The sequence below is a fragment of the Arthrobacter sp. efr-133-TYG-120 genome, from assembly GCF_030209785.1.
In the GTDB taxonomy this organism is placed as follows: Bacteria; Actinomycetota; Actinomycetes; order Actinomycetales; family Micrococcaceae; genus Arthrobacter.
Genome location: NZ_JARVRI010000044.1, coordinates 11,324 through 26,340 on the forward strand (window position 1 = coordinate 11,324; position 15,017 = coordinate 26,340).

Here is a 15,017-nt window from a genome sequence, read left to right on the forward strand (position 1 = left end):
TCGCAGTTGTTGTCGTTATAAGCACTCAAAACGACAACAACTGCGAGCTACTTGGGGGAACACCGCCTGCGTGAACCTGCCCTGTGGAAAGGCCCGCGGCCCGCGGATGCTAGAATAGATCTACTTGATGTGCAGTGATGCCCGCTTAGTCCCCGAATTTGGCTTGGTTCCAAAGTTGGGAAGTGGGCTTTTTTCATGTGAGAGGCACATCCTGCGTCGATGAACGCGTTTTCTCTGGTCCCGGCCACGGCTTATTGCCTACCGGTCGATCACTGACTTTTTCCTCGGCGAACCCTTGGCCCAACCGGCGTCGGGGGACGATGTCCGTTGGACACCGCCAGAAAGACCCTTGAAACACATGACTACTTTTGCTGCCCTTGGCACGCCCAAGGCCATCGCCGAGTCCCTCGCTGCAGATGGCATTGAAGAAGCTTTCCCCATCCAGGTCAAGACCCTCCCGGATACGCTCGCAGGCCGCGACGTCCTGGGCCGTGGCCGCACCGGCTCCGGTAAGACCATCGCTTTCGCTATCCCGCTTGTGGCACGTCTCGCCGAGCGCGAAGCCAAGCACTTCCGCAAGCCCGGCCGCCCCATGGGACTGGTCCTCGCGCCGACCCGTGAGCTGGCCACCCAGATCAACGCCACCATCGAACCGATGGCCAAGGCCATGGGCCTGAACACCACGGTCATCTACGGCGGCATCTCCCAGGCACGCCAGGAAAAGGCGCTGCGCGCCGGCGTCGACATCGTCATCGCCTGCCCGGGCCGCCTCGAGGACCTCATCCGCCAGCGCATCCTGACCCTCGAAGCCGTCGAGATCACGGTCCTGGACGAGGCCGACCATATGGCAGACCTCGGCTTCCTCCCGGTGGTCAAGAAGCTCATGGACATGACCCCCACCCAGGGCCAGCGCCTGCTCTTCTCTGCGACGTTGGACAACGGTGTTGACAAACTGGTCAACCGTTACCTGTCCAACCCGCTGACCCACTCCGTGGACGACCCCCAGGCCGCCGTCACCACCATGGAGCACCACGTCCTGGTGGTCAACGACCAGACCGTCAAGAAGCAGCTGATCGTGGAGCTGGCCTCCGGCGCCGGCCGCCGCGTCCTCTTCATGCGGACCAAGCACCACGCCCGCAAGCTTGCCAAGACCCTGACCGATTGCGGCATCCCCGCCGTCGACCTTCACGGCAACCTGTCGCAGAATGCCCGTGACCGCAACCTCGCCGAGTTCTCCAGCGGTGAGGTCCGGGTCCTGGTGGCCACCGACGTCGCGGCCCGCGGCGTGCACGTCGACGACGTCGAACTCGTCATCCACGTCGACCCGCCCACAGAGCACAAGGCTTACCTGCACCGCTCTGGCCGTACGGCCCGCGCAGGTTCCGACGGCACCGTGGTCACGCTGACGCTCCCCGAGCAACAGTCCGACGTCAAGAAGCTCATGAAGGCTGCCGGCGTCGACGTCTCGTTCGAACGTGTCACGGCCAACTCTCCCCTGATTGCCGAGCTCGTGGGCCAGGTCGCCGACAAGGTTGATCCCCGCACTCGTGCGGCACTGCTCGCAGCGAAGACCCAGCAGCCGGGCGGCGGCACCTCCACCGGTGCCAACGCCCAGCGCAAGCGCAACCGCCGCACCACCCAGGCTGCACCCACTGCGGGTGGCCGTGGTGGTCGCGGTGGCCGTGGCAAGGTTGCGGCCGAGCCCGTGCGCACCGACATCAACCGCGCTGAGCGCCGCGCAGCAGCGAACGACGACGTCGCCCGCAGCACGCGTGGACGCGGCAACGCAGCTTCCGCTCACCGCAACGACGTTCCTGCTGCTCGTGGCCAAGGTGCGCAGGGTGGTCGCAGCGGACGCCCGGCAACCGGCCAGCGTGCAGCCGCAGGCAACCGCTCGGCGTCGGCTCCGCGCACCGAATCCGCAACTTCAACGCGCACCGGTGGCAACAAAGCTGTCTGGTCCTCGAACACGGGTGGCAACTCCGGTGGCTCCTACGGCTCGGGCTCAGGCAATTCAGGTGCCGGTCGTCCGGCCCGCAGCGGCCCGCGCCGTGCGTCGGCTCCGGCGTCGAACGAGCGCCGCGGCCGCTAAGCCGCGCGGGGTCTAGGGGCTCCCGTCCCCGTAGGGACTACCACCCGCGCTCGCGCCATTCCGCAAGGTGTGGACGCTCTGCACCGAGCGTGGTCGGATCTCCATGGCCCGGATGCACCACGGTGTCGTCCGGGTAGGCCTCGAACAGCCGTTCGCTCACATCGTTCAACAGCGACGTGAAGCGGGCGGCATCGTTCTGCGTGTTGCCAACTCCTCCGGGGAACAACGAGTCGCCGCTGAAAATGTGCGCTGGCCCTTCGGGGTCCAGGTACACGTAGGCGATCGAACCCGGGGTGTGGCCGCGCAGGTGCACAGCGGTGATGTCGAAACCGTCGAAGTTTCCCACGTCCCCATGGCGCAACTGCACGTCCACGGGCACTGGGAGCGCGTCGGCGTCGTCCACTCCGGCCGAGGTCTTCGCGCCCGTAGCTTCCACTAACCCGGGCAGCGCGCGGACGTGGTCCCAATGCTGGTGGGTGGTGGCGATGAGGGCAAGTTTCGGCGGCGATGCGGCGTCGGCGACCGACTCCGCAAGCATTGCTTGGATCGCCGGAAGGTCGTCCGCGGCGTCGATCAGGAGTTGCGCGCCGCTTGCCTTGGCGGTGAGCAGGTACACGTTGTTGTTCATCTCGCTGACCGAGATTCGCCGGATGGTGATGTCACGCAGTGAATGAATGAGTGAGTCCATTCGTCCACTCTACGGAAGCCGCCTGCGGCTCACCGACTACTCGCGGCCCTGCGAAACCCAGGTGGGATCCGCGGACCGTGAGCCGACGACGGCGTCCGCGGCGCCGTCGAGCACGTCCAGTTGGGCGGCACTCAACTCGAGCGACAAGGCGCCCAGGTTCTCATCGATCCGGTGCGCTTTGCGCGTTCCGGGGATGGGGACCACGCTGAGCTGGAGGCGGCGGCCCTGGGCGTAAAGCCAGGCCAGAGCCACCTGGGCGGGAGTTGCCTCCCGGCCGGTGCTCTCGGACAGCTCGGCGGCCACGGCCCGCACTGCGGCAACAACTGCCTGGTTGGCGTCGAGTGCGCCGTCCGCAAAACGGGGGATGCGGTGCCGGAAATCGTTCTCGCCGAGTTGCTCGGCGCTGACGGTGCCGGTGAGGAATCCCCGGCCAAGCGGCGAATAGGGTACGAAGCCCACACCCAGCTCTGCCCCGGTCGGGACGACGTTGCGCTCAACGTCCCGGCTCCAGATCGACCACTCGCTCTGCACGGCTGCGATCGGGTGGACGGCGTTGGCTTCCCTCAGCTCCTCGGCTGTCACTTCCGACAGGCCAAGGTGCCGGACTTTGCCAGCCCGGACAAGCTCTGCCATGGCCTCCACGGTTTCCACAATCGGAACGCGGAGGTCGCGGCGGTGCATGTAGTAGAGGTCGATGACGTCGGTGCCCAGGCGGCGGAGGCTCGCTTCCGCCGCCTGGGCCACGTACGCGGTATCTCCCCGGACATCGGTGTAGCCCTCGCGCGGGTTGCCCACGATGCCGAACTTGGTGGCCAACTGAACCTCGTCGCGTCGGTCCCTCAGCAGCTTCGCGATCAGTTCTTCGTTGTCGCCCGCGCCGTAAATGTCGGCGGTGTCAATGAAGCTGATGCCTGCATCCACGGCGTGATGCAGCGTCTTGAGGGATTCGGCGGGATCCACCTCGCCGTACACGGGGGTCAAGGCCATCCCGCCGAAACCGAGGGGGCTCACGGTCAGGCCGTCACCGAGTTGTACGTTCGTGGTTTCCGGGCTCATGGTGCTTCTCCTTCGCCGAGTGTTCGTCTCACTGCTGGCAACCCCGTGGCGCGGGGGAGTATTCCGCGCTTATCGTTGGGCGGGCTCGCTCACTTCTTCACGCTTCTCCGTGGGAAGGGCCTTCAACCCGGCCGCGCAACCCACGATTCCCGCAATGAACAGCAGCTTGAGCGGGCTGGCCGGTTCGACGCCGGTGGCCATCGCCCAGCCAACGGTCAGTGCTGCCCCGATCCCGACCCAGACGGCGTACGCCGTGCCCAGGGGAATCCGTTTTACTGCGATGCCGAGTCCGATCATGCTGAGGCTTGCCGTGACGGCGAAGACCACGGTGGGGAGGGCTTCGCTGAAGCCGTCGGACAGCCCGAGAGCCGTCGCCCATACAGCTTCGAGCACGGCGGAGGCCAGCAGAATGGCCCATGCGAACTTGGCGGTCATGGCTACGCCACCACTTTCAAGCCGACCACGCACACACCGATTCCGGCGAGCAGGAGCAGCCGGGCCGCCGTCGGGCGCTCAACTTTGGTGATCATCGCGTATGCCGCCGTGAGGACGACGCCGACTCCCACCCACACCGCATACGCGGTTCCGGTGGGGATGGATTGCATCGCGAAGGCCAGGCCCGCGGTACTCGCAACCACGGTGACGAGGAAGACGGCTGAGGGCAGCGGCTTGCGGAAGCCCTTGGAGCGGTGGAGAGCTGCGGCCCAGACGGCCTCTAGAGCGCCGGACAGAATGAGGATTAACCACGACATGACAGATCCTTTGGCCAGTCTTGTCGCGTGCCGGGTACTGAACCGTCGTCCGGAGGTCCCTCTGCGGGCCTTCCTTCGAGGCTAGCAAATCCCGACGGCGCGCGGCCAGCTTTGGTGGCGAGCCTCACCAAGGGACATGTCGCCGCTGGGACTAGGAGTGCGCATGCTCCACGCGGTCGATGGAGATGACAGCGAGGAAGCCACGGCCCAGGATTTCCGGGCTGCGGGTATCGGAACCTACTACCGCGTCGTAGCGCGCGAGTTCCACAGACTGGGGCTCTGCAGGCGCGGCGGCAGTTCCACCATCCGGGCCGTCCCCGGACACAGCCGATTCCGCGGGCTCCGCGCCGGGACTAACAGAAGCCTTGCCCTCCAAAAGGACTGCCAACTGACCTTGGAACACCGGGTGTGCGCGCTTCTTGGAGAGCTCGATGATGGACGTGTAGCCCTTGAATTCGCCGGCCCTGGCGATCACATTGAGGTCCCGGATGTCGCCGGTCGGGAGTGCGCTGGCCGAAGCCGCCTCGCCGGAAAACCGGAAAGGCCGGTACTTTTCCAAGGGGTGCTCTTCGCCGTCCACCGTGAGCAGCAGCAATTCGCCGTCGATCACGGTGATGACGCGCTCCATGCCGGGGAACGTCGAGAAATCGCCGGCCGATCCGACGTCGGCGATGCTGACCCGCCAGTCCCATGCTCCGTCCTGCGCCGATGCCACTTTCGGATGACTGGCGAGTTCGCGGGTCACCCCGCCTCCGTTGCGCCACGGTTCGGGTTTGAGCTCGGCAAAGCGGATGATCTCCATGCGCTCCAGCCTAGCCCGGGCCCGCGGTTGGCCGGCTGAACGCTCGCGTAACATCGGTGCAATCTTGGTGCGGTTCAACAATCCCGGAGGCCCTTGCTAACGTCGTAGGGAGGGAAACGGTTGGAGGCGCGGCATGTTCGTCAAAGTGTGTGGTTTGAGCACGCCCGAATCCGTGCAGGCCGCTGTCGAGTCAGGCGCGGACGCCGTAGGTTTCGTGCTGACGAAGAGCCCGCGCGAGGTATCGCCCGGCCGTGCCCGGGATCTACTGGCCCATGTACCGGAAGGTGTCGCCGCCGTCGGGGTCTTCCGCCACGAGACAGCCGCCGATGCCGTCGCAACCGCGCTCGAAGCCGGCCTTGAGTGGGTCCAGCTCCACGGAAGCCGCGCGCCGGAAGACGTTAAGACCGTGCACGACGCCGGCATGCGGCTTATCCGGGCCGTCACCATGGGTGCCGCCCCGCACGAGTTCGAAGAGTGGGGCGAGGAACTTCTCCTGATCGACGCCGCCGTGCCGGGATCGGGCGAGGCATGGGACTATGCCTCGGTCCGGAACCTGGGCCTTGGTGCGCGCCACTGGTTGTTGGCCGGAGGATTGACCCCGTCCAACGTCGGAGCCGCGGCGCTCGAAGCCGAGGCCTGGGGCGTCGACGTGTCCAGCGGCGTGGAGTCCTCCCGCGGAGTCAAGGACCTCGACCTCGTGCGCGCCTTCGTCCAAGCCGCCAAAGCCTGACGTCCCCCCAACGCTCGCTCACCTTTGACGCCTTTCCCCCCAACGCTCGCTCACCTTTGACGCCCTTCCCCCCAACGCTCGCTCACCTTTAACGCCTTTCCCCCCAGCGCTCGCTCACCTTTAACGCCTTTCCCCCCAACGCTCGCTCAGATGATGTGAGCGGGCGTCTGCGGTTTTGCCCCCAAAAGTGAGCGAGCGTCGCAAGAAGCCCTTGACAGCCGCCGTCCGTCGTCGCATATTTAACGCATCGGCTAATTAACCGAGGTGTTAAATATGAAGGCGCAAGAAATGTCCACAGATCGGCTCAGTCTCATCTTCTCGGCACTTGCCGACCCCACACGAAGGGCCATTTTGGCCCGGCTTTCGGAGGGTGACGCCACCGTGAACGAGCTTGCCGAACCGTTCGACATCAGCCTTCCCGCCGTCTCCCGGCATCTCAAAGTCCTGGAAAAAGCAGGGCTGATCAGCCGGAGCCGGAGTGCGCAGTGGAGGTCTTCCAAGCTTGAAGTGGAACCACTGCGCGAAGCCACCGAGTGGATGGACAAATACAGGCGCTTCTGGGACGCCAGTTTCACCCGCCTCGACGCCCACCTACGCAAGATTCAGCACGATTCAGAGGATCCAGGAGTCAAACCATGAACACCGAACAGCACATCCTTACCATGACCCGCGATTTCGATGCGCCACGCGAGCTCGTCTTCGACGCCTTTGTGGACCCCGAGCAGCTCGCCGCATGGTTCGGGCCTGTCGGAGTGGATTCGCCGCGCGAGCGGATCGTCGTCGACCCTCGTGTGGGCGGAGCCTGGCAGCTCGTCATGACCTGGGACGAGAACGGGGTCGCCAAGGAATCACCCATCGACGCGGTCATCACCGCATACGACCCGCCCGCCCTGCTGGTCGCCACCCAGAAAGCAGAGCCCGACGCCGGAATCACGCTCTTGCTGGAAATGCGCCTTGAGTTCGAGGTACTGGATGGCGGCCGCACCCGGCTTCATCTCACCCAGGGCCCCTTTGACTCCGACGAATGGGTGGACATGACCCGCGAGGGATGGGGCACCTCGTTCACCAAACTGGACACGTTGCTGGTGCGGGAATAGGGAAGCGGTCCAAAAGAGGGCCGAAGTCAACTTGGAAGGTCGGTGCCCATCCGGGCTACACTCCACGGCGGGGACAGAATGCCATTGCTCTGGAGACCGAACGGTTCCGGAGACCGACGATCAAGCAGAATGCGACCTTTGAAAATTTCTTCCAAACTTCTTAACGGCCCTATCCGATACCTGACAGTCGCCCTCTTCGCCGCACTGGCGCTGTCCGGATGCTCCACACCAGGAGGGGGATCCGCAGCGGCGGGCACGCCGTCGTCCTCTTCCACGGGCGACCCGGCATCCGCAAGTGCAAGCCCGACTCCATCATCGGGGCCATTCGGGGGCTTCGCGTCGGCGGCCGAAATGTGCTCCACCATCTCCAAAGAAGCTACGGGAGCGTCGTTGTTGCCAATGTCGGCGGCGCAAGGCAAGACCGCCGAGCTGGAGCAATACAAGGCCGAGCTCGCCGCAACGGCGGATCGTGTCCCGGACGCGCTCAAGGCTGATTTCACCAACCTCAAGGACACTGCGATTGCCGGCTTGAAAGACCAGACCGTCTACTCAAACGGCAAGTTCGAAAAGGCGATGGCTCCCGTTACCACTTGGCTGAGCGCCAACTGCAAGTAGCGGTTTTATCCACTTAAGCGAATAAACAGCTAGCGCAGTCCCGTTGCCGCGGCAAGAATGGCTTCATGCAGCTGCCAGTCATGCCTCCTGTCGCACCCATGCTTGCCAAGGCGGTTGGTGCCGTCCCGGATGGCGCCATGAGCTACGAACCCAAATGGGATGGTTTCCGCTCCATCGTTTTTCGTGACGGTGACGACGTCGAAATCGGTAGTCGCAACGAGAAGCCGATGAACCGGTACTTCCCGGAGCTCATCGAGGCGTTGAAGGCAAACCTGCCTGAACGCTGCGTCCTCGACGGCGAGATCATCCTGGTCGGCACGTCCGGTGACCGCTTGGACTTTGAAGCCCTCCAGCAACGCATCCATCCGGCAGCCAGCAGGGTCAAGCTGTTGTCCGAGCAGACGCCGGCGAAATTCGTGGCCTTCGACCTGCTCGCCCTTGGCGATGAGGACTTCACGGGACGGCCCTTCGCCGAACGGCGGGCAGCGCTTGAACAAGCGCTCGCAGACGCCGCCGCTCCCATCCACCTCACTGCGGCAACCCGGGACAAGGGAACTGCGGAGCAGTGGTTCAACCAGTTCGAGGGCGCAGGCCTGGATGGCCTGCTCGCCAAGCCGCTGGATGGTACCTACCAACCGGACAAGCGCGTGATGTTCAAGGTCAAACACCAGCGGACCGCCGACTGCGTCGTGGCCGGCTACCGGGTTCATAAGACGGGTGACGATCTTATTGGTTCGCTATTGTTGGGGCTTTATGACGACGGCGGCCGGCTTTCCAACGTGGGCGTGGTGGGATCCTTCTCGATGCAGCGGCGCAAGGAGCTGTTCGACGAACTCCAACCCCTCGTGACCGGGTTCGAGGGGCATCCCTGGGCATGGGCCGAGCAGGAGGAAGGCAGCCGGACACCCCGCAACGCCGAAGGGAGCCGCTGGAGCGCAGGGAAGGACCTGTCGTTCACGCCCCTGCGGCCAGAACTCGTGGTGGAAGTGGCTTACGACCATATGGAAGGGGAACGGTTCAGGCACACAACGCAGTTCGTGCGGTGGCGGCCGGACAGGGATCCGGAGTCGTGCACCTATGAGCAGCTTGAGGAACCCGTGAAGTTCGATTTGTCAGCGGTCCTGGACACCGGGAAACCATAAATCAGGGAGATTTCAGGGCGAACCCCTAGGCCCAGGCCATCGCCCGCAAGGGACAATGGGAGATATGAAAACGCTGCTCAACATCATCTGGCTCGTCTTCGGCGGCTTCGTTCTGGCCTTGGGATATTTCATGGCCGGAATCGTCTGCTGCTTGTTGATCGTCACCATCCCGTGGGGCATCGCGTCGTTCCGGATTGCCTCGTACACGCTGTGGCCGTTTGGCCGCATGGTGGTGGACAAGCCCGGGAGCGGGGGCGTCTTTACGCTCCTAGGCAATGTCATCTGGTTGCTGGTCGCGGGCATTTGGATCGCGATCGGGCACGTGGTCACGGCCTTCGCCATGGCCATCACCATCGTTGGGATCCCGCTGGCCATAGCCAACCTGAAGCTCATTCCGGTATCGCTCATGCCGCTGGGCAAGCAGATCGTGCCGAGCAACCGACCGTTCGTCAGCACCTACCGCTAGCACGGCGACGCCGGCCACCCGAACCCCGGCGTCGGGCAGCGGGCGCCATGGAGTGTTCCGGAGTAGCGTAGGCGGTGTCTGCACTGCCTCCCCTCGAAAGGAACAGTCCATGTCCGCCGCCAGGAACACTGTTGCCAAGAACATCGTCTCCACCCTCAAAGCCAACAATGTCCAACGCGTCTACGGGATCCCCGGGGATTCGCTGAACGGTTTCACGGACGCGCTGCGGGAAGAGGAGAGCATCCGTTGGGTGCACGTCCGGCACGAGGAAGCCGCGGCGCTAGCGGCCGCCGCCGAGGCGGGCCTCACGGATGAACTCGCGGTGTGCGCCGGATCCTGCGGCCCGGGCAACCTTCACCTGATCAACGGCCTCTACGATGCCAACAAGTCCAGGGTTCCGGTGCTGGCCATCGCCGCCCACATTCCCAGCGAAGAGATCGGCAGCCAGTACTTCCAGGAGACGCATCCCCAGGAGTTGTTCCGGGAGTGCAGCGTTTATGTCGAGCACGTCGCGCATCCTTCCCAGATGCCCAGGGTCTTGGAAATCGCCATGCGGACGGCCGTCGAGAAGCGGGGCGTCGCCGTCGTCGTGATTCCCGGTGACGTGGCCCTCGCGGAGGCGCAGAGTGACCGGACCTCCGTGATCCGGGCCGCCCGGCCGGAGATCCGGCCCAACCCCCGGGAGCTCGCCGAGGCAGCGGACATCCTCAACGCGGCCGGCAAAGTCACCATCCTGGCCGGTGCCGGCACCGCGGGTGCGCACGCCGAGGTCATGGGCCTGGCGGACGCACTTGCCGCGCCGATCGTCCACGCCATGCGCGGCAAGGAGCACATCGAATACGACAACCCGTTCGACGTCGGCATGACCGGCCTTTTGGGCTTCAGTTCCGGCTATCGCGCGATGGAGAGCTGCGAAGCCTTGCTCATGTTGGGCACCGATTTTCCGTACCAACAGTTCTACCCGGAGAACGCAAAGATCATCCAGGTGGATATCAGGGGCGAGCAACTCGGCCGGCGGTCCCGGATCGATCTTGGCCTGGTGGGCACGGTCAGGGACACTGCAGCCTCGCTTCTGCCCTTGATCGAGCGCAAGGTAAAGCGCACACACCTGAGTACCTCGCTCAAGCATTACGCCAAGTCGCGCGCCAAACTCGATGACCTGGCTTCGCCGGCGAAGGACGGCCAGCCGATCCACCCGCAGTTCGTGGGCAGGCTCGTGGATGAGTTGGCCGGCCCGGATACGGTTTTCACGTGCGACGTCGGATCCCCCACCGTGTGGGCGGCCCGGTACCTGAGCATGAATGGCCGACGCCGGCTGCTCGGCTCGTTCAACCACGGAACCATGGCCAATGCACTGTCGCACGGAATCGGTGCGGCGGCCGCGTATCCCGGGCGCCAGGTGGTGGCCCTCGCGGGGGACGGCGGCCTGACCATGCTTCTCGGCGAGCTGATCACCTTGGTGCAGAACAAGCTCCCGGTCAAAGTGGTGGTTTTCAACAACTCCTCGCTGAACTTCGTGGAGCTCGAAATGAAGGCCGCCGGATTCGTCAATTTCGGCACTGAGCTCGAGAATCCGGACTTCGCCAAACTGGCAGAATCGCTGGGCATCCGCGGAATCCGGGTGGACAACTCCTCCGGGTTGAAGGCGGGGCTGGCTGAAGCCTTCGCGCACGACGGTCCGGCCCTCATCGACGTCCGCACGGCCCGGCAGGAACTGTCCATTCCGCCGGCGATCAGCGCCGAGCAGGTCAAGGGCTTCACGCTCTACGCGATCCGGACGGTACTCTCCGGCCGCGGCGACCAGCTCATCGACCTCGCGAAGACCAATATCCGCCAGATTTTCTAGCCGGAATCGTTACCGGGCGGGGCCAGCCGTCACGGCTCCGGTGCGCAGATCGAAACTGAAGCTGCGCTCGATCACCCGCGCGCCGCCGTCGTGCGCCACCGCAAAAGTCAGCTCAAGCGAGTCCCGCGCCAGATCCTCCTCGGTGACCGTGTACACCGGCGTGAAATACAGTGCTTCAGCGCCGGATGCCAGATCGGCGGGCGGGAAGTCCGCCGGGTTCGCGTGCGGTCCCAGGAGTACGACGCCGGATGCGGCCTGGGTGCCGAGGTTGCGGGCGCGTCCGGTGAACGCGAGGATGTCCCCGGCTTTGTAGCCCGGAATGATGGGCCCGTAGTTGAGGTCCTGGGCTTCGCGGGTTCCGAGGATCTGCGCCTGCTCCGCTGAGTATCCTTGGCCGATTTCCTTCCACGTCTGAACGTCCCAGTCACGATCGTTGTCACAGGGGAGGACATGGAATTCACCGGCGTTCTGCCACACAGGGGGCCGGCCGGGAGTGATGGAGCGCAGTTCCATGTGAAACTCGAGGTGGTCGGGCTGGGTTCCCGGCGCACCCGCCGCACCAGGCGCACCCGGCGCACCCGGCGCACCCGCCGGGCCCGAAAGCTGCTCCGTCAGCTGCTCCACCGGCACGGAAACGAAGACGATCTCGCGGTATCCCTGCCGCTCGTACAAGACGCCGATGTTGCCGTCCGGAAGCCGCGCCGCAGTCGAGTAGGCCGAGCTTCCCTCGCAGAGGACCAGCTTGGCGGGCCAGCTGGCCCCGTTGTCCGTGGACAGGCTGAGGACCGTATTGCGGCGCAGGGAAGTGTCCTGGTTGTTGCTCGCGAGCAGCCAGCTGCTCGTGGCCGGGGTGGCCAGGGATGCCACATTCGGCAGGCCGTCGAAGCGGACAAGCGAGCCGTTGTCGCTCGGGTCGGGGAGGTCCCCGATCGGTTCCAGCTGGCTCCACGTCTCGCCGCCGTCATGGGAGATTGCCGCGAGCCGCCGGGGCGTGGCGCGCGAGTGCAGCAGGAGGCGGCCGTCGTCGAGGCAAGCTACTTTGTTTTCGTTGGGGCCGACTCCGTCCGGACCCTTTCCGATCAGCGATCCGAGCGTCCAGTTCTCGCCGTGGTCGTCGCTGTATGCGGAAGCCGCCATGATTTCGCCGTCGACGAGCACCACGAACTGCTGGACCAGTCGCCCGGCGAACGGACCGCTGTGCATCTGGATTCCCTGACCGGCTGCGGCGAAAATCCCCGTGATGCCGCGGTCGCCGGCACGAGCGCCCGGAACACCGCCCCGCTTGAGCTGTCCGGTGAGTCGCCGATGCTGCCAGGTGACGCCGTCGTCGTCGGAAAAGCTGACATCGCAGTGCTGCACGTCGTCATCGGGTTCCAGGCCGCCTACCGCTTCGAAGAAACCGGCATGCGTCCCCGCGGCATGGAACATGAAGATCCGCCCGGTCACTGCGTCCACCAAGAGGCTCGGATCGCCGTAGCCATTGAGCCCCGAGCCGCTGCGGACCACGCGCTGTTCCTCCCAGCTGCGGCCATTGTCCGTGCTGCGCCGCAGCAGGAGATCGATCGGATTGGGCAGGTCGTCCAAGTTCGGCCGGCCGTCATAGGCGGCGAGCACTGTCCCCGCCGTCGAGACGGCCAGCGCCGGTATGCGGTACTGCCGGTAGCCTCCCGTGCCGCGCACCGCCAGGACGTGCTCGACGTCGGGACGGGCTTGGGGGAGTGCGGCACCACGGCGCTGGAGGTAGGAGGTCACACCTCCATGATACGAGACGACGCCTTCGGCTAGAACGACCCTTAGCTGATCCTGCGCCGGTAGGCGGCCGTGGCGAAGAAGTACGCGATAATCAGGATGCCGAGGCACCATGCGAGGGCGACCCATATGTCGTTTCCGATCGGCCGTTGTTCAAACAGATCCTGGATCGTGTTGACGATCGAAGTGACCGGTTGGTTCTCGGCGAAGGCGCGCACGGGACCCGGCATGGTGGCCGTCGGGACGAAGGCCGAACTGATGAACGGCAGGAAGATGAGCGGGTAGGAGAACCCGCCGGCACCGTCCACTGACTTCGCTGTCAGGCCTGCAATGATCGCGAGCCAGGTGAGTGCCAGGGTGAACAGCGCCAGGATTCCAACGATCGCGAGCCATGCCAGCAGGCTTGCGGAGGTGCGGAATCCCATCAGGAGGGCCACCAGCATGATGATCACGAGCGAGAGCCCGTTCGCCACCATGGAGGTCAGCACATGTGCCCACAGGACCGATGATCGTGCGATCGGCATGGAGTGGAACCGCTCGAAAATGCCGCTCTTCATGTCGGTGAACAAGCGAACAGCGGTGTACGCGATGCCCGAGGCGATCGCGATCAGCATGATTCCCGGCAGCAGGTAATTGACGTAGTTCTCCGTGCCTGTCCTGATGGCGCCGCCGAACACGTAGACGAAAAGCAGCATGAGGGCGATCGGCGTGATCGCGGTGGTGATGATGGTGTCCGCGCTGCGGAAGATGTGACGCATGGAGCGGCCCAGCAAGACGGCCGTGTCTCCGAAGAAATGTGTGCTCATGACTGCTCCTTACTTGACGCGACCTTGCCCTCGTTCCCCACCAGTGCGAGGAAGATGTCCTCCAGGCTGGGCTGTTTTTCGACGTACTCGACCTTCGCCGGTGGGAGTAGTTGCTTGAGCTCGGCGAGAGTCCCGTTCGCGATGATGCGCCCTTGATGAAGGATGGCGATGCTGTCCGCGAGTTGTTCTGCCTCGTCGAGATATTGCGTGGTGAGCAGGACGGTGGTGCCCCGTTTCGCGAGCTCCTGGATTACCTGCCACACCTCGATGCGTGCTTCGGGGTCGAGCCCGGTGGTCGGCTCATCGAGGAAGATCACCTCGGGCTGCCCGATCAGGCTCATGGCGATGTCAAGGCGACGGCGCATGCCTCCGGAATACGCGGACACCTTCCGAGATGCTGCCTCGGACAAGTTGAAGCGCGCCAGAAGATCATCCGCTGCTTGCCCGGGGTCCTTCAGGTGCCGCAACTTGGCAACCAGCACCAGGTTTTCCCTGCCCGAGAGGATTTCATCGACCGCTGCGAATTGTCCGGTGAGGCTGATGGATTCCCGGACCCGCAGCGGGTGGGCCACGACGTCGAATCCGTTGACGGTCGCCGTGCCGGCGTCCGGACTGAGCAGCGTCGACAGGATTTTCACCATCGTGGTCTTTCCTGCTCCGTTGGAGCCGAGAAGGGCGAAGATGGTGCCCGGTGCCACGTCGAAGTCCACGCCGCGCAGCACGTGCAGCTCTTTGTAGGACTTTTCCATGCCCTGCACGCGGATCGCGGGTTCGCGGGTGGTGGATGCATTGCTCACGATTCCCGCTCCTTCCCATCGTCTCCGGCAGCGGCGTCGATCGCCTTGACCAGGCGTTCGCGCTCCTTGTTGATCCACTGACCGACCGTGTAGTTGCGCATGAACGTTTCGGCGAACTCCACGGGGTCGTCACCAACGATGTCGCGGATCGGCGTCCCGTCCGCGGCGCTCTGTTCGAAGAGATCGGTGAGGTCCCCGAGCATCCGCAGCAGCACATCGCCCTTGGTGATGGCACCGAAGTACATCAGGTACCGTTCCAGCGCGGTCGCCGCCGCGCGATATTCCGCGGGAAGCTGCTCCACGCGTGCCTTGTTTTGCCGGTATTGCTTCTTCTGTTCGAGCGATCCCGTAAGCTGCTCGATCCACCCTGCGGCCATGT

17 protein-coding genes and 1 riboswitch are annotated in these 15,017 nt (G+C 64.7%); of the genes, 8 read left to right on the top strand and 9 right to left on the bottom strand.

Annotated elements, in window-relative coordinates:
• Positions 1-358: 358 nt before the first annotated feature.
• Positions 359-2,092, top strand: coding sequence for a DEAD/DEAH box helicase (locus QRN51_RS22075; RefSeq protein WP_284991890.1), 1,734 nt, complete (start codon positions 359-361; stop codon positions 2,090-2,092).
• A 37-nt stretch (positions 2,093-2,129) separates the two neighbouring features.
• On the opposite strand, the gene QRN51_RS22080 is transcribed toward QRN51_RS22075, so the two are convergent.
• The 5 genes from QRN51_RS22080 to QRN51_RS22100 all read right to left on the bottom strand — a co-directional run bounded on the left by QRN51_RS22080 (position 2,130) and on the right by QRN51_RS22100 (position 5,390).
• Complete coding sequence (locus QRN51_RS22080; protein ID WP_284991891.1) at positions 2,130-2,780, bottom strand: MBL fold metallo-hydrolase; 651 nt, start codon at positions 2,778-2,780, stop codon at positions 2,130-2,132.
• Between the two features lie 36 nt (positions 2,781-2,816).
• A complete protein-coding gene (locus tag QRN51_RS22085; protein ID WP_284991892.1) occupies positions 2,817-3,836 on the bottom strand; it encodes an aldo/keto reductase in 1,020 nt (339 codons plus the stop codon).
• Between the two features lie 69 nt (positions 3,837-3,905).
• The gene (locus QRN51_RS22090; RefSeq protein WP_059389909.1) at positions 3,906-4,271 is read right to left on the bottom strand and encodes a DMT family transporter; all 366 of its coding nucleotides are present in this window, start codon (positions 4,269-4,271) and stop codon (positions 3,906-3,908) included.
• Positions 4,272-4,273: 2 nt separating this feature from the next.
• The gene (locus tag QRN51_RS22095; RefSeq protein WP_059389910.1) at positions 4,274-4,588 is read right to left on the bottom strand and encodes a DMT family transporter; all 315 of its coding nucleotides are present in this window, start codon (positions 4,586-4,588) and stop codon (positions 4,274-4,276) included.
• Between the two features lie 9 nt (positions 4,589-4,597).
• A riboswitch (guanidine-III (ykkC-III) riboswitch) is annotated at positions 4,598-4,663 on the bottom strand.
• A gap of 76 nt (positions 4,664-4,739) precedes the next feature.
• Complete coding sequence (locus QRN51_RS22100) at positions 4,740-5,390, bottom strand: HutD/Ves family protein (RefSeq protein ID WP_284991893.1); 651 nt, start codon at positions 5,388-5,390, stop codon at positions 4,740-4,742.
• A gap of 133 nt (positions 5,391-5,523) precedes the next feature.
• On the opposite strand from QRN51_RS22100, the gene QRN51_RS22105 reads away from it, so the two are divergent.
• The 7 genes from QRN51_RS22105 (at position 5,524) to poxB (ending at position 11,286) form a co-directional block, all read left to right on the top strand.
• Complete coding sequence (locus tag QRN51_RS22105; protein ID WP_284991894.1) at positions 5,524-6,120, top strand: phosphoribosylanthranilate isomerase; 597 nt, start codon at positions 5,524-5,526, stop codon at positions 6,118-6,120.
• Between the two features lie 288 nt (positions 6,121-6,408).
• Positions 6,409-6,759 (top strand): ArsR/SmtB family transcription factor, encoded by a 351-nt coding sequence (locus QRN51_RS22110; protein WP_059389912.1) that lies wholly within the window; start codon positions 6,409-6,411, stop codon positions 6,757-6,759.
• Entirely contained in the window at positions 6,756-7,217 is a 462-nt protein-coding gene (locus QRN51_RS22115; RefSeq protein ID WP_059389913.1) for an SRPBCC family protein, read from the top strand. Before QRN51_RS22110 ends, QRN51_RS22115 begins: the two co-directional genes overlap by 4 nt.
• Before the next feature lie 138 nt (positions 7,218-7,355).
• On the top strand, positions 7,356-7,832 hold the full coding sequence (locus QRN51_RS22120) for a hypothetical protein (RefSeq protein ID WP_284991895.1): 477 nt from the start codon (positions 7,356-7,358) through the stop codon (positions 7,830-7,832).
• A gap of 65 nt (positions 7,833-7,897) precedes the next feature.
• Entirely contained in the window at positions 7,898-8,974 is a 1,077-nt protein-coding gene (locus tag QRN51_RS22125) for an ATP-dependent DNA ligase (RefSeq protein ID WP_284991896.1), read from the top strand.
• 64 nt (positions 8,975-9,038) lie between these two features.
• Positions 9,039-9,440 (top strand): YccF domain-containing protein, encoded by a 402-nt coding sequence (locus tag QRN51_RS22130; RefSeq protein WP_059389916.1) that lies wholly within the window; start codon positions 9,039-9,041, stop codon positions 9,438-9,440.
• Between the two features lie 109 nt (positions 9,441-9,549).
• On the top strand, positions 9,550-11,286 hold the full coding sequence (gene poxB / locus QRN51_RS22135; RefSeq protein ID WP_284991897.1) for a ubiquinone-dependent pyruvate dehydrogenase: 1,737 nt from the start codon (positions 9,550-9,552) through the stop codon (positions 11,284-11,286).
• A gap of 9 nt (positions 11,287-11,295) precedes the next feature.
• On the opposite strand, the gene QRN51_RS22140 is transcribed toward poxB, so the two are convergent.
• The 4 genes from QRN51_RS22140 to QRN51_RS22155 are packed head-to-tail and all read right to left on the bottom strand — an operon-like array spanning position 11,296 to position 15,015.
• Positions 11,296-13,038, bottom strand: coding sequence for a sialidase family protein (locus QRN51_RS22140; protein WP_284991898.1), 1,743 nt, complete (start codon positions 13,036-13,038; stop codon positions 11,296-11,298).
• Between the two features lie 41 nt (positions 13,039-13,079).
• A complete protein-coding gene (locus tag QRN51_RS22145; RefSeq protein WP_284991899.1) occupies positions 13,080-13,841 on the bottom strand; it encodes an ABC transporter permease in 762 nt (253 codons plus the stop codon).
• Positions 13,838-14,590 carry an ABC transporter ATP-binding protein gene (locus tag QRN51_RS22150; RefSeq protein ID WP_284991943.1) on the bottom strand — a complete coding sequence of 251 codons (753 nt, stop codon included), beginning with the start codon at positions 14,588-14,590 and terminating at the stop codon, positions 13,838-13,840. Before QRN51_RS22150 ends, QRN51_RS22145 begins: the two co-directional genes overlap by 4 nt.
• 44 nt (positions 14,591-14,634) lie before the next feature.
• The gene (locus QRN51_RS22155) at positions 14,635-15,015 is read right to left on the bottom strand and encodes a DUF1048 domain-containing protein (protein WP_284991900.1); all 381 of its coding nucleotides are present in this window, start codon (positions 15,013-15,015) and stop codon (positions 14,635-14,637) included.
• Between the last annotated feature and the right edge of the window lie 2 nt (positions 15,016-15,017).